General features: G+C 59.8%; 10 protein-coding genes and 1 pseudogene. 5 read left to right on the top strand and 6 right to left on the bottom strand.

The features are described from left to right. Positions 1 to 72: 72 nt before the first annotated feature. The 5 genes from aceE to msrA all read left to right on the top strand — a co-directional run bounded on the left by aceE (position 73) and on the right by msrA (position 10,030). Positions 73 to 2,718, top strand: a complete 2,646-nt coding sequence (gene aceE / locus JQF37_RS17795; protein WP_047536585.1) for a pyruvate dehydrogenase (acetyl-transferring), homodimeric type — start codon at positions 73 to 75, stop codon at positions 2,716 to 2,718. Positions 2,719 to 2,729: 11 nt separating this feature from the next. Continuing rightward, entirely contained in the window at positions 2,730 to 4,631 is a 1,902-nt protein-coding gene (gene aceF / locus JQF37_RS17790; protein WP_204149731.1) for a dihydrolipoyllysine-residue acetyltransferase, read from the top strand. Positions 4,632 to 4,910: 279 nt separating this feature from the next. Continuing rightward, the gene (locus tag JQF37_RS17785) at positions 4,911 to 6,305 is read left to right on the top strand and encodes an alkaline phosphatase D family protein (protein ID WP_130205029.1); all 1,395 of its coding nucleotides are present in this window, start codon (positions 4,911 to 4,913) and stop codon (positions 6,303 to 6,305) included. A gap of 261 nt (positions 6,306 to 6,566) precedes the next feature. Beyond that, positions 6,567 to 9,260 (top strand): EAL domain-containing protein, encoded by a 2,694-nt coding sequence (locus JQF37_RS17780; RefSeq protein WP_130205031.1) that lies wholly within the window; start codon positions 6,567 to 6,569, stop codon positions 9,258 to 9,260. A 122-nt stretch (positions 9,261 to 9,382) separates the two neighbouring features. Then, positions 9,383 to 10,030, top strand: a complete 648-nt coding sequence (msrA, locus tag JQF37_RS17775) for a peptide-methionine (S)-S-oxide reductase MsrA (RefSeq protein ID WP_130205033.1) — start codon at positions 9,383 to 9,385, stop codon at positions 10,028 to 10,030. Positions 10,031 to 10,167: 137 nt separating this feature from the next. Here msrA and rlmJ read toward each other — a convergent pair whose 3' ends face one another. From rlmJ to JQF37_RS31450, 6 genes and pseudogenes are all read right to left on the bottom strand, one after another. Further along, positions 10,168 to 11,007: a 23S rRNA (adenine(2030)-N(6))-methyltransferase RlmJ gene (rlmJ, locus tag JQF37_RS17770; protein WP_130205035.1), complete on the bottom strand. Its 840-nt coding sequence runs from the start codon at positions 11,005 to 11,007 to the stop codon at positions 10,168 to 10,170. Positions 11,008 to 11,099: 92 nt separating this feature from the next. After that, complete coding sequence (locus tag JQF37_RS17765) at positions 11,100 to 11,423, bottom strand: hypothetical protein (protein ID WP_130205037.1); 324 nt, start codon at positions 11,421 to 11,423, stop codon at positions 11,100 to 11,102. Between the two features lie 524 nt (positions 11,424 to 11,947). Further along, entirely contained in the window at positions 11,948 to 12,895 is a 948-nt protein-coding gene (locus JQF37_RS17760; RefSeq protein ID WP_130205039.1) for a hypothetical protein, read from the bottom strand. Continuing rightward, positions 12,892 to 13,191: a hypothetical protein gene (locus tag JQF37_RS17755; RefSeq protein ID WP_130205041.1), complete on the bottom strand. Its 300-nt coding sequence runs from the start codon at positions 13,189 to 13,191 to the stop codon at positions 12,892 to 12,894. The genes JQF37_RS17760 and JQF37_RS17755 overlap by 4 nt, the downstream gene beginning before the upstream one ends. After that, positions 13,188 to 14,129, bottom strand: coding sequence for a hypothetical protein (locus JQF37_RS17750; protein WP_130205043.1), 942 nt, complete (start codon positions 14,127 to 14,129; stop codon positions 13,188 to 13,190). The genes JQF37_RS17755 and JQF37_RS17750 overlap by 4 nt, the downstream gene beginning before the upstream one ends. Then, positions 14,126 to 15,337, bottom strand: a pseudogene (locus JQF37_RS31450) (hypothetical protein); the annotation flags it as partial. The pseudogene JQF37_RS31450 and the gene JQF37_RS17750, both read right to left, overlap by 4 nt.

Below are 15,337 nucleotides of genomic sequence, written 5' to 3'. Positions count from 1 at the left end.
AACGTCTGCCCACAAGGCCAGTCGCTAACTCAGGCAACCGATTCTGGTAGCCTTTCCGCCCTGGAGCAAGCCATGCAAGACCTCGATCCCGTCGAAACCCAGGAATGGCTGGACGCCCTGGAATCGGTTCTCGACAAAGAAGGCGAAGACCGTGCTCACTATCTGATGACCCGTATGGGTGAACTCGCGACCCGCAGCGGTTCGCAGTTGCCTTACGCCATCACCACGCCTTACCGCAACACGATCCCCGTTACCCACGAAGCACGCATGCCTGGCGACCTGTTCATGGAACGCCGCATTCGCTCGCTGGTACGCTGGAACGCGATGGCGATGGTAATGCGTACGAACCTGAAAGATTCTGACCTCGGCGGTCACATCTCCAGCTTCGCTTCCAGTGCGACCCTGTATGACATCGGCTTCAACTACTTCTTCCAGGCCCCGACCGACGAACACGGCGGCGACCTGATCTACTTCCAGGGCCACACTTCCCCAGGCGTTTACGCCCGTGCGTTCATGGAAGGCCGCATCACCGAAGACCAGATGAACAACTTCCGCCAGGAAGTCGACGGTCAGGGCCTGTCGTCCTACCCGCACCCTTGGCTGATGCCTGACTTCTGGCAGTTCCCGACCGTGTCCATGGGTCTGGGCCCGATCCAGGCGATCTACCAGGCACGTTTCATGAAGTACCTGGAAGCCCGTGGCTTCATTCCTGCCGGCAAGCAAAAAATCTGGTGCTTCCTGGGCGACGGCGAGTGCGACGAGCCGGAATCCCTGGGCGCGATCTCGCTGGCTGGCCGCGAGAAGCTCGACAACCTGATCTTTGTCATCAACTGCAACCTGCAGCGCCTCGACGGCCCGGTTCGCGGCAACGGCAAGATCATCCAGGAACTCGAAGGCGTGTTCCGCGGTGCTCAGTGGAACGTGACCAAAGTCATCTGGGGCCGTTTCTGGGACCCACTGCTGGCCAAGGACGTCGACGGCATCCTGCAACGTCGCATGGACGAAGTCATCGACGGCGAGTACCAGAACTACAAAGCCAAAGACGGCGCGTTCGTGCGTGAACACTTCTTCAACTCGCCAGAACTCAAGGCGATGGTTGCAGACCTGTCCGACGACGAGATCTGGAAGCTCAACCGTGGCGGCCACGACCCGTACAAGGTCTACGCGGCATACCACGAAGCGGTCAACCACAAAGAACAACCGACCGTCATCCTGGCCAAGACCATCAAGGGTTATGGCACCGGTGCCGGCGAAGCGAAAAACACCGCGCACAACACCAAGAAAGTCGATGTCGACAGCCTGAAGTTGTTCCGCGACCGCTTCGACATTCCGGTCAAGGACGAAGAACTGGAAAACCTGCCGTTCTTCCGGCCGGAGCCAAACAGCGCCGAAGCCCGCTACCTGAGCGAGCGCCGTACTGCACTGGGCGGTTTCGTACCACAGCGCCGCGCACAGAGCTTCAGCGTACCGACCCCGTCCCTCGATACCCTCAAGGCGATCCTCGACGGCTCGGGCGACCGTGAAATCTCCACCACCATGGCCTTCGTGCGCATCCTGGCGCAACTGGTCAAGGACAAGGAAATCGGCCCGCGCATCGTCCCGATCATCCCGGACGAAGCCCGTACTTTCGGTATGGAAGGCATGTTCCGTCAGTTGGGCATCTACTCCTCCGTCGGCCAGCTCTACGAGCCAGTCGATAAAGACCAGGTGATGTTCTACAAGGAAGACAAGAAGGGCCAGATCCTCGAAGAAGGCATCAACGAAGCGGGCGCCATGAGCTCCTTCATCGCTGCCGGTACTTCGTACTCCAACCACAACCAGCCAATGCTGCCGTTCTACATCTTCTATTCGATGTTCGGCTTCCAGCGCATCGGCGACCTGGCCTGGGCCGCTGGCGACAGCCGTACCCGTGGCTTCCTGATCGGCGGCACCGCCGGCCGCACCACGCTCAACGGCGAAGGCCTGCAACACGAAGACGGTCACAGCCACATCCTGGCTGCCACCATCCCGAACTGCCGCACCTTTGATCCGACCTACGGCTACGAGCTGGCGGTGATCATCCAGGACGGCATGAAGAAGATGACCGAAGAACAACAGGACATCTTCTACTACATCACCGTGATGAACGAATCCTACCAGCAGCCAGCCATGCCGGCCGGTGTCGAGGAAGGCATCGTCAAGGGCATGTACCTGCTCGAGGAAGACAACCGCGAAGCGGCGCACCACGTTCAGCTGATGGGCTCCGGCACCATCCTGCGTGAAGTCCGCGAAGCCGCGAAGATCCTGCGTGAAGAGTTCAACGTCGGCGCCGATGTGTGGAGCGTTACCAGCTTCAACGAACTGCGTCGCGACGGCCTGGCCGTTGAGCGCAGCAACCGTCTGCACCCTGGCCAGAAGCCTAAGCTGAGCTACGTGGAAGAGTGCCTGAACGGCCGCAAAGGTCCGGTCATCGCCTCTACCGACTACATGAAACTGTTCGCCGAGCAGATCCGTCAGTGGGTACCGTCCAAGGAATTCAAAGTCCTGGGCACCGACGGTTTCGGCCGCAGCGACAGCCGCAAGAAACTGCGTCATTTCTTCGAAGTCGACCGTCATTTCGTGGTGTTGGCAGCCCTGGAAGCCCTGGCTGACCGTGGTGACATCGAACCTAAAGTGGTGGCCGAGGCTATCGCCAAGTTCGGTATCAACCCGGAAAAACGCAACCCACTGGACTGCTGAGGAGAGATTCTGTGAGCGAACTCATTCGCGTACCTGACATCGGCAGCGGTGAAGGTGAAGTAATTGAACTGTTTGTGAAGGTCGGCGATCGTATCGAAGCCGATCAGAGCATCCTGACGCTGGAATCGGACAAGGCGAGCATGGAAGTCCCTGCTCCCAAGGCCGGCATCATCAAGAGCCTGAAAGTGAAGCTGGGCGATCGCCTGAAAGAAGGCGACGAGTTGCTCGAGCTGGAAGTCGAAGGTGCCGCTGCGCCTGCTGCAAAAGCGCCTGCCGCTGCACCTGCTGCTGCTTCGGTTCAGCAAGTGCACGTGCCGGACATCGGTTCGTCGGGCAAGGCCCAGATCATCGAGATCCAGGTCAAGGTCGGCGACACCGTCGAGGCTGATCAGTCGCTGATCACCCTGGAATCCGACAAGGCCAGCATGGAAATCCCGTCGCCTGCCGCTGGCGTGGTCAAAGCCATCAGCGTCAAGCTCAACGACGAAGTCGGCACCGGCGACCTGATCCTGGACCTGGAAGTGGCGGGTGCTGCGGCGCCGGCTGCGGCCGCTCCGGCCCAGGCTGCCGCACCTGCCGCCGCTGCTCCAGCGCCAGCCGCTGCTGCTCCGGCCGCACCGGTGGCCGACAGCGTTCAGGACATCCACGTTCCGGACATCGGTTCGTCGGGCAAGGCCAAGATCATCGAAGTCCTGGTCAAGGCCGGCGACAGCGTTGAAGCCGACCAGTCGCTGATCACCCTGGAATCCGACAAGGCGAGCATGGAAATCCCGTCGCCTGCCGCTGGCGTGGTGGAAAGCGTTTCGATCAAGCTGGACGACGAAGTCGGCACCGGCGACCTGATCCTGAAGCTGAAAGTCAAAGGTGCCGCCCCGGCTGCTGCTCCGGCACCGGCCGCCGCTGCGCCGAGCGCTCCAGCTCCAGCCGCCGCTGCTGCTCCTGCTGCGGCCGCACCGGTAGCTGCCCCGGCCGCTGCTCCAGCCAAGCCAGGCGCCAAGGTTCACGCCGGCCCTGCCGTGCGCCAACTGGCCCGCGAATTCGGTGTCGAGCTGAGCGCCGTGGGTGCCAGCGGTCCACACGGTCGCATCCTCAAGGAAGACGTGCAGGTCTACGTCAAAGCCATGATGCAGAAGGCCAAGGAAGCACCGGCCGCTGCTGCCGGCGCAACCGGTGGCGCGGGCATCCCGCCGATTCCGGTCGTGGACTTCAGCCGCTTCGGTGAAACCGAAGAAGTGCCGATGACCCGCCTGATGCAAATCGGCGCGTCGAGCCTGCATCGCAGCTGGCTGAACATCCCGCACGTGACTCAGTTCGATTCGGCTGATATCACTGAGCTGGAAGCGTTCCGTATCGCTCAAAAAGCCGTTGCAGAGAAGGCTGGCGTCAAGCTGACCATCCTGCCGCTGCTGCTCAAGTCCTGCGCCCACCTGCTCAAGGAACTGCCGGACTTCAACAGTTCGCTGGCTCCAAGCGGCAAGGCGATCATCCGCAAGAAGTACGTGAACATCGGCTTCGCGGTCGACACGCCAGAAGGCCTGCTGGTACCGGTCATCAAGAACGTCGACCAGAAGAGCCTGCTGCAGCTTGCGGCTGAAGCGGCTGCGCTGGCTGCCAAGGCCCGCGACAAGAAGCTTACCGCTGACGACATGCAAGGCGCCTGCTTCACCATTTCCAGCCTCGGCCACATTGGCGGCACCGGCTTCACGCCGATCGTCAACGCGCCGGAAGTGGCGATCCTCGGTGTTTCCAAGGCAACCATCCAGCCAGTCTGGGACGGCAAAGCCTTCCAGCCGAAACTGATGCTGCCACTGTCGCTGTCCTACGATCACCGCGTGATCAACGGCGCCGCTGCTGCACGCTTCACCAAGCGTCTGAGCGACCTGCTGGCGGACATCCGCACCATCCTGCTGTAACACCGGCCGGCCCTCCTTCACCGGAGGGCCTGTCGCGTTCCGTTTTCCGAGCGCCACGCTCGTACCTCAACCCCGCCAATTTGGCGGGGCTTTTTTTGCCTGCGATTTTTAATCGAAAAGAATGCCTTCCTACATTTGTGGCTGATATCGCCCACAACTCAAATCCATTTCGGCTCGATATTTTTCAGGGTTCAATAATTAGTCTTAGTTACACCGTTATTGCACACCCCCGAAATAACTTCACCTGACCGAATGGCAGAACGCCGAATGGAATCGAATATGTTCCAACCAACAGTGGGCCCGATTATTGGCCATACGACAACTCATCATGTCCGTATATTCTTGCGCGGAGATAAACATAAGGGCGCCCTGGTATTTGCCGGCATTCGCTATCGGCGACGCGGTGAAGAACGCTGGTCAAAAGGCACTTTCGCAAAACTCGACAGCCTGCGCGACATGTCCGAAGTCATCGCGCTCAACGATCTGGCTGCCGACACCGACCATGAATACCAGGCCGGCTGGTTCAGCCCGATGAACCCGGTGCACACCCTGGAGACGGTTCAGGAGCTGCCGCTGCAATGGCCGCGACAGATCCACCGCTTTCGCACTCGCTCCAGCCAGCAGACCCTGCCCAGAGCCTACATTGTGGGGTCTTGCCGCTATCTGCGCATCACCGCGGGCATTGCCTCCGCGCCTCATGTGGGCGACAGGATTTTTGCCTCGATATCCAATGTGGTGGAACAGGCCGAGCCGCCCGTCAGCGCCATGTTAATGACAGGTGATCAGATTTACGTCGATGATCTGAACTTCCTCGCCCCCGACCGGGAACTCGGGGAAATCCTTCACAAGTACAGGGTGGCATTCTCGCAACCGAACATCACAAAGTTAATGTCCAGCCTGCCAACTTATATGATCCTCGATGATCATGAAATCGAGGACAACTGGCCAGCCAACAAGAACAAATCCGACGACCACTTATATGCCAACGCAACAAAGGCCTACGAGTTATATCAAGCCAGCCACAGCCCTGCGCACGAACTTTCCGCGAGCGGGAAAATAAACAAAAAACTGGACAAATATTGGTATCAGTTCACAGAAGGCGATATCGAATGGTTTGTCACCGACAGCAGAACACGGCGCAATCTTTCGGCAGCCGACCGCCGCATCCTGGATGTCGAGCAGGAATACGCATTGTGCAAATGGCTGATCCACAGCCCGGCGCGGGTCAAATTCGTGGTCACCAGCGTGATGTTCTACCCTGACTGCAAGCGCTTGGGCGATGACACCTGGAAAGCCTTTCCCGAGCAACGGCTACGACTGCTGGAGACGATTCGTACTCACCGCATCAAGAATGTCGTCTTCGTTTCCGGTGACGTCCACGGCTCCCTGACCAGCCGCCTGACCCACAGTGAAGACCCTGACTTCGAACTCCACACCATCGTCTCCTCACCGCTGTGCAACAGCAAAATGCTGCCCTACGCCAAAGCCGAAACCTTCATCCTCGACCAGCCCTTGGCCCGAACCGCTGCGGGGGACTATCGCCAGCAACTGACCGGCAAAGTGATCAGCCAGGACAACTTCGCACACGTGATCGTCGATACGCAGCACATTCATGTGCGCTATCACGATCGGGATGGTAACCTTCTACAGGCGACCCGTATTTCGTTGCGTTAGGAGCAAAAGATCGCAGTCCGTGGCACTCTCAGAGAGGTCCGCCATTTCCATATAAAACGGCCAAAGGTTGCGATCTTTTCTGCCAACACCTTTAATCCTGACGCCGATTGAAGAAATCTTCACTTCGAAGGACATATTCTTATAGCACTTGGCCTTCATGTCTCTTGTCAGTCGGTATCGCAATGATGCAACCTTGCGGCAGGCAACAGTAAAGGGGCGAGAGCCCGGCGCATTCAGCAAATTCGAAGCGAGTTTCCCTCCATGAAAAGCCAACCCGATGCCGCCAGCCGTATGGTGGCCGAGGTAGTGACGCAGTTGCCTGTGCCCTCGCGGCTCGGCATGCTGCGTTTCGAACGGCTGAATGAAGCAAGCTGGGCGCTGCTGTTTCTTGATCCCAATTGCGAACGCCAGTTCGGCCTGCCGGCCATGGAGCTGTGCGCTCTGGTCGGCTCGCCCTACGCCAGCCTGATGGAGCCGGAAGCGCGCTATCAATTGCATGATGCGATCCAGCACCAACTGAGCGAACACTCGCACTACCTGATCCGCTACACCCTGCACACCGCCACCGGCTCGCTGAACCTGCTGGAAATGGGCGAACCCTACAAGCAACACAATCGACACCTGCTGCGCGGTTACCTGCTGGTGATCGACGGCCTGTTCGAAGACGACCCCTTGCTGCCGGCACTGGATCTGGAAAACCAGAACTCGCGCCTGCAAATTGCCCTGGAACTCAACCAGCGCGCCCAGCAGGAACAACTGCAGCATCTGGAACGGGCGCGCGCCCAGCAGGACCTGATCCTGCTGCTGACCCGCCAGCGCTACAGCAGCAACAATTCACTGCAGGAAGCCGCCGAGCTGATTACGCGCAGCGCCTGTGATGTCTACGAAATCGACTGCGCCAGCCTGTGGAACCTCGAAGGCTCGATGCTGGTGCCCATCTCGGCCTATCACCGCACCAGCGGGGAATACCTGCTGCCGGCGCCCATCGACGCCAGCCATTTCCCCGACTACCTTGAAGCCTTGCAAACCGGCCGCGCCATCGACGCCCACAACGCCATTCGCGACCCGCGCACCCGGGACATGGCCGAAAGCCTGCTCCCGCGCAATGTCAACGCGATGCTCGACGCCAGCATTCGGGTCGATGGCCAAGTGGTCGGCGTACTGTGCCTGGAGCAATCCGGTGCCACCCGCGTCTGGCAGTCGGACGAAATCGCCTTTGCCGGCGAACTGGCCGATCAGTTCGCCCAGGTCATCAGCAATCACAACCGGCGCACCGCCACCAGCGCCCTGCACCTGTTCCAGCGGGCGGTCGAGCAAAGTGCCAACGCCTTTTTGCTGGTCAATTGCGATGGGGTGGTGGAGTACGTCAACCCGAGCTTCACCGCGATCACCCAGTACAGCACCGAAGAAGTCCATGGCCAGCGACTGTCGGAACTGCCAGCCCTGGAAAACCTCAGCGAACTGCTGTTCGACGCGCCCTCGGCGCTGGCCAAGAGCAACAGCTGGCAAGGCGAGTTCAAGAGCCGGCGCAAAAACCTCGAACCGTACTGGGGCCAGCTGTCGATTTCCAAGGTCTACGGCGACAATCGCGAGCTGACCCATTACATCGGCATTTACGAAGACATCACCCAGACCAAGCTCGCCCAGCAACGCATCGAGCGCCTGGCCTACACCGACAACCTGACCAACCTGGGCAATCGCCCGGCGTTCATCCGCAACCTCGACGAACGCTTCGCCCGCGATGCCGACACCCCCATCAGCCTGTTGCTGGTGGACATCGATAACTTCAAGCGGATCAACGACAGCCTCGGTCACCAGACCGGCGACAAACTGCTGATCAGCCTGGCCCGACGCCTGCGCAACAGCCTTATCCCGAGTGGCAGCCTGGCGCGTTTTGCCAGTAACGAATTCGCCGTGTTGCTGGACAACAGCGACCTGGCGACAGGCCAACAAGTGGCCAATCAACTGCTGGCAACCCTCGACAAACCAATGTTCGTCGACAACCAGTTGATCAGCGTGACCGGCTCCGTAGGCCTGGCCTGCGCGCCACTGCACGGACGCGACCCGCAGACCCTGATGCGTAACGCCGGCCTGGCGCTGCACAAGGCCAAGGCCAACGGCAAACACCAGGTGCAAGTGTTCACCGAAGCCCTGAACGCCGAGGCCAGCTACAAGCTGTTCGTTGAAAACAACCTGCGCCGCGCCCTGACCCAGAACGAACTCGACGTGTTCTACCAGCCCAAGCTGTGCCTGCGCAGCGGTCGCCTGCTGGGGATGGAAGCGCTGCTGCGCTGGAATCATCCGGAAAAAGGCATGATCCGTCCGGACCAGTTCATCAGCGTGGCCGAGGAAACCGGCCTGATCATTCCCATCGGCAAATGGATCGCGCGCCAGGCCTGTCGCAAGAGCAAAGAGCTGACCGCCGCGGGCATGGGCAACCTTCAGGTGGCGATCAACCTGTCGCCCAAACAGTTCTCCGACCCGGACCTGGTGGCCTCCATCGCCAACATCCTCAAGGAAGAAGCGCTGCCCGCCAACTTGCTGGAACTGGAACTGACCGAAGGCCTGTTGCTGGAGGCCACCGAAGACACCCACCTGCAACTCGACCAGCTCAAGCGCCTGGGCCTGACCCTGGCCATGGACGACTTCGGCACCGGTTATTCGTCGCTTAGTTACTTGAAAAAATTCCCCATCGACATCATTAAGATCGATCGAAGCTTCATTCACGAAATCCCGGACAACCAGGACGACATGGAAATCACCTCCGCGGTGATCGCCATGGCCCATAACCTGAAACTCAAGGTCGTGGCTGAAGGCATCGAAACCGCCCAGCAACTGGCCTTCCTGCGTCGCCATCGCTGCGACGTTGGCCAGGGCTACCTGTTCGACAAACCGATCCCGGGCTCCGAGCTGATCGAAAAGCTCCAACGCTACCCGCGCGGCCCGATCGCCTGACCTGCAGACCCATGGACCTGTAGGCGCGAGCATTCTCGCACCCACAGGGTTAGTGCGTAACTGGACGGTATTGGGCACACTGGCGGTCTGACTACATTTCAACCTGACTGAGAGGACTGATAATGGTTCTGCGCTCGGAAATTCTGGTGAACAAAAACGTGCTCCCTACTAAAGAACAAGCTCTGCCCGGCCGCGAAACCCCGATCAAGGTGCCGGACGAACACTTCGTCAACCACAACCCGCTGCTGGGTCCGTTCCCCGGCAACGTCGAGTTCGCCATCTTCGGCCTGGGCTGCTTCTGGGGCGCGGAGCGTCGGTTCTGGCAGCGTGAAGGCGTGTACAGCACCGCCGTGGGTTATGCCGGCGGTTTCACGCCGAACCCGACGTATGAAGAAGTCTGCTCGGGCCTGACCGGCCACAGCGAAGTCGTGCTCGTGGTCTACGAGCCGGAAAAAGTCAGCTACGAAGAGCTGTTGAAGATGTTCTGGGAACTGCACAACCCGACCCAGGGCATGCGCCAGGGCAACGACATCGGCACCCAGTACCGCTCGGTGATCTACGCCACCAAACCCGAGCAACTGGAAGCGGCGAAGAAAAGCGCGCAAGTGTTCCAGGCCGAACTGACCAAGGCCGGCAAAGGCATCATCACCACTGAAATCGATGAAGCCCCGACCTTCTACTACGCCGAGGCGTATCACCAGCAATACCTGGCGAAAAACCCTGAAGGCTATTGCGGGATTGGCGGTACCGGCGTGACCTGCCCGATTTAATCGGCCAACACACCTGTAGGAGCGAGCCTGCTCGCGATGGTCGTTAACGATAACGCGTACTTTCTGATTTAACGCGTTGCCTTTGCGCCCATCGTCGGAACGCCGCCCGGAGCAAGCTCGCTCCTACAGGTACAGAATCAACTCTCGGCAATCAGCCAATCCATGCGCCACCCGCCCTGGGTCTGCCCGAGCTTCTCGGACAACCACGGCAGCAGCTCACGCAACTCTTCCTCCAGCCCCCACGGCGGATTGGCAATCGCCAACCCGGAACCGTTCAGGCTGTTCGGCGTATCCAGCGGATGCACCAGCAACTCCACCCGCAGCAACTTCGGCGCGCCCGTACCGGCCAGGTCCTGATAGAAGCGGCGTAACGCACGCTGATCCTTCACCGGGTACCAGATCGCCGCCACGGTTTGCCGCATCCGGCCAATCGCCTCTTTCAAGGCCGCCGCACAGCGCTGCATCTCGTCGAGCTTTTCGAACGGCGGGTCGATCAACATCACCGCTCGCTTCTCCGGCACCGGCAGCAAGGCACGCGGCACATGCCAGCCCTCGCCCAAGTGCACCTTGACCCGACGATCGCCGGCCATGTTGTCCTTGAGCAGCACACCGTCTTCCGGGTGCTTCTCATTGAGCAGCACGCGATCCTGAGGACGGGTCAGGCGCCGCGCCAACTCCGGCGAGCCCGGGTAATAGCGCAACTGGCCGTCCGGGTTCATTTCGTGCAGCACCTGCATGTAATCGGCGGTCAGGAGCGGCAGATCCGGCTGGTCCCACAAACGCGCGATGCCCTCCAGGTACTCACCGGTACGACTGGCCTGATCGCCCTGGAGGTCATACAGGCCAATGCCGGCGTGGGTGTCGAGATAGGCAAACGGCTGCTCCTTGCGCGACATCAGGGCGATGAGGCGGGTCAAGGTCAGGTGTTTGAACACATCGGCGTGATTGCCGGCATGGAAGGCGTGACGATAATTCATGGCTGCTCCTGCGAAGGCCGGGAAGTTTACCTTTTACCGGCCGGCAAGTCAGGGGTTGGCGACAGAGCGGCCAACCCAAACCGCCCTCTACGCTACAGCGATGACCGAGCCCGCAACCGCCGCCCAACCACATCCAGCACATCGCAGCCATCGCGCAACGAAATGGCGCAGAGCAAGGCGAAGTCGCTGAGGATAAAGGACTCGCATTCGATCGAACCGCGCATGGACAGGTTTTCAAGCACCTGGGTGACAGCGCGAATGCGGTGATTGGCCGCGTCATACAAGACATCGAGCGGCGCATGGGTGTCGACGAACAGGGTGGGCATGTCGCTGCAGTTGCTGGTCAATGCCATGAAACGGTTGTCGGGATGGGCGGTCGGTTTTTCGTAGGGGGGATCGGGATGTATGGGTTTCATTTTTTAACCTCTGGTAGAAGCGGGGCTACCATCGGCCTTCCTACGGGCTTGGGTGGCAGCCATACGCGGGGTAGGAATATCGAGACCAGGGAACTCGACCACGCCGAAGCGTGCCCGCGCACAGCCGCCGCAACAGATCTTACGGACGCACGTTAGTGGCCGCAAATCAGGTGTCGACGCCAAAGCGTTTCAACTGGTCTTGAAGGGTTCCTACACCCCATCACTGAATGGTCAGTGACCGCCAAAGACTACCCATGAAACCTACGCGCCAACAGTTCACGGAAACCGTTACGTTTTGAAGGAAATGTCCGAAGACCTTGCCCGGAAATTTCGCAGCGGCCCCCATCCACTAAAGAGATGTGAGACTGCCAGGTAGTCATTGCGCGAAAATATGCGTTTGTTCGTGGCGCCTGCCGGGGGGCGTGCCCATCGATTGTCCTTGGGTTACAGGTCAATTGCGCCGGGGCGGTCCACGCCGAGCGGGCTGTTTTTGATCAGGTCGCGGCAGCCATGGGCAGGCGCCGTCACGCCAACTCCCGCTCCGTCTGCGCGGCCAGCTCGGCCTCGCGCTGGGCGATGGCGGCCTCCAGTTCCGGGGAGCGTTTGGCCCATTGTTCGGGAGGCAAAGGTTTTGACCATTCGATGATGTCGGGATAGGGCAGGTCGGGGGGCGGATTCAGTTTCCAGCGTTCCAGCACGTCGATCAGCAGCGTGTTGAAAATGAAGATCCCGCAGAAACCTTCCCACAAGAGGGTTACAGGCCAGCCTCGCAATTTCGCGGCTTTTACAAGATCGTCCAGATAGGTCGCCCATATCCCTTTAGACCAGTCGAAACGTGCCGTCTGATCCTCGACAGCCTCCGGCCCGATCTCCATATAGCTGCGCATGCACTCCCACAACGCCATCGCCGTGGTCCCGCCGCCGCAGTTAAACCCCAGTGAATAGTGCTTGTTGTCCTCCCTCGCCTGCGGGTCCGGGTTTTCAAAACCAATGATCAACAAACCCATGGTGGCTCGACCAGCCTGACTGACCGACGACTGCTGGGTGGCGGCGGCGGTCACGGTTTCCCATGGGACGATCCAGTATTCGCCATCGTCGCGTGGGACACAGACTTCTCGGCGCTGGCGGTTGAAGCGCACGGGAAGAGGGACTTCGCGGAAGAGGCCATGGATCAAGATCAGTACCGGAATCCCCAAAATAATCGCCCCCAGGATCAAAATACCTAGGCTTAAATCAGGGTCGAGATTTCGCGTGAAGAACGACATGGCTAAAAACAGCATCACCGACGGCCACATCACCATCACCGCCGAGCCGATGTTGTAGCTGCCAACATCCAAAAACACCTCGTTTTTTCGCCAGATAACGTTAAGCACATCGGAGGGTTTTCGACCCGTAGGGATGGGCAATGGCGCCAAGTAGTCATTGCGCGAAAGCAGCCGCTTTTTCGTGGTACCTGCCGGGGGCGTGCTCATCGTTTGCCCTTGGGTTGCAGGTAAATCGCGCCGGGGTGGTCCTCGCCGAGCGGGTAGTTCGGTACCCGGTCCAGTTCCGGCGTTGGGTCCCCCCACAGGGCCGTCACGCCCGTTGAATCATTCAGGGTAAAGGCCAGCCCTCGCTCGCCGCCGATGAAGCGTTGGGCGCCGAGCATGGCGGTCAATGGCGTGCGATAGCGCACACGCAGGGAAACCGTGGCGGGTTGGGAGCTCAGGACATTGCTCAGTGTGTTGAACGGGCCGCTCAGGCGCAGGCCCTGGATATTCGCCGTCACGCCAACTCCCGCTCCGTCTGCGCGGCCAGTTCCGCCTCGCGCTGGGCGATGGCGGCCTCCAGTTCCGGGGAGCGTTTGGCCCATTGCTCGGGAGGCAAGGGTTTTGACCATTCGATGATGTCGGGATAAAGCAGGTCTGGCGGCGGGTACAGCTTTTTCCTTTGCAGGTAGGTGGCGAGTGGAGCATTGAAGATAAATACGCCAAATACACCTTCCCACAGCAGTGTTAAAAACCAGCCGCGCTCTTTGGCTTTTTCGTTCAGGTAATCGATGTAGTAGCGCAGGTCGGCACCAGAGTTAAGTGCTGCGGCCTCAGGCGCAGCTTCCGGACCAATTTCCATATAACTGCGCATGCACTCCCACAACGCCATCGCCGTTGTCCCGCCGCCGCAGTTGAAACCCAGTGAATAGTGCTTGTTGTCTTCCGGGGCCTGCGGGTCCGGATTTTCGAAACCGATGATCAACAAACCCATCGTGGCTCGACCAGCCTGACTGACCGACGACTGCTGGGTGGCGGCGGCGGTCACGGATTCCCACGGGACGATCCAGTACTCGCCATCGTCGCGTGGGACGCAGACCTCTCGGCGTTGGCGATTGAAGCGCACGGGGAGCGGGACTTCGCGGAAGAGGCCATGGATCAAGATCAATATCGGAATGCCCAAAATAACCGCCCCCAGGATCAAAATACCTTGGCTTAAATCAGGGTCGAGATTTCGCGTGAAGAACGACATGGCTAAAAACAGCATCACCGAAGGCCACATCACCATCACCGCCGAGCCGATACTGTAGTTGCCTACATCCAGAAACACCTCGTTCTTGCGCCAGATGACGTTAAGCACATCGGTGGGTTTTCTACCTGTGGGGATGGGCAATGGCGCCAGGTAGTCATTGCGCGAAAGCAGCCGCTTTTTCGTGGTACCTGCCGGGGGCGTGCTCATCGTTTGCCCTTGGGTTGCAGGTAAATCGCACCGGGGTGGCCCTCGCCGAGCGTGTAGTTCGGTACCCGGTCCAGTTCCGGCGTCGGGTCCCCCCACAGGGCCGTCACGCCCGTTGAATCATTCAGGGTGAAGGCCAGCCCCCGCTCGCCGCCGATGAAGTGTTGGGCGCCGAGCATGGCGGTCAGTGGCGTGCGATAGCGCACACGCAGGGAAACCGTGGCGGGTTGGGAGCTCAGGACATTGCTCAGTGTGTTGAACGGGCCGCTCAGGCGCAGGCCCTGGCCTTCCTTGAACGGTATCCACTGGCAGGCGCTGCTGGCCAGCCAGTGCGGCGTCAGATCGCGCCAGGGACGCAGTGGCTTGAAATGATCGCGCCGGCCGGTTTTGATCTGTTCACGGGAGTTCAGGCTGTCCACCGGGTCACCGACCATGCTCAGTTCCAGGTAGACACTGTCGGGCTCCGCACCTGGCAAATCGAGGGTCAGGCTATTGATGGAACTGAAATACTCGAGGCGGGATGGGCCATTGCCATGGTTGGACTTCAAGTTGCTTTGCATGCTGACCCGCGGCGCATACAGGATGAAATACAGCCGGTCGAGCTCATCCTGCTGGGCCTTGGGCGGGATAGGCTGCAAATTGTTAGCTCGCGCTTTCGACCAGCAGCAGTGGTTCAGGAAGTTTTGCAGCGGGGTTTTCTGCAGGACGCTGGTGATCAGGTGCAATACGCCCAATATGAGAATCAGCCAGTTCAACGGCCCCATGTACAGCGTGTAACGCAAGATGGCGACATCGACTGTAATTGAACCTGCCAGGGCACGAGCGGTGTAACCAACCCCTAACAGCGCCTGGGTGCCGAAGGTCGCTATTTGTCCACCAACCACGGTTTGGCGCATATCCAACCACGGATCGACTCGGCTTTGGGCGCTCTCCAACTGAATTTGTAAGGACTTGAACTCTGTGAATGCCGCAGCGGCTGACAATCCACCAATCACCCCACCAAACAAAGTTAGTGCAGGTGCCGCTGAGCCATAGAAGTGAAATCGATCCCTCCCCATCCCCTTCCGCACCTGATTATCAACCACCGCCACCAACGCCGCCCCCGCATACAACGTCGCCGAAACCGTGTCACGAACCCGCCGGCTGTCCATCCCCTCCAACACCCCGGCCTGACTCAAATAGTTATTCGCATTGACCACGTTCAACAACAA

The sequence above is a fragment of the Pseudomonas sp. MIL9 genome, assembly GCF_016887925.1.
Taxonomy (GTDB): Bacteria; Pseudomonadota; Gammaproteobacteria; order Pseudomonadales; family Pseudomonadaceae; genus Aquipseudomonas; species Aquipseudomonas mohnii.
The sequence above is the reverse complement of the archived record's forward strand: the minus strand, read 5'-3'. Positions and strand labels throughout refer to the sequence as shown.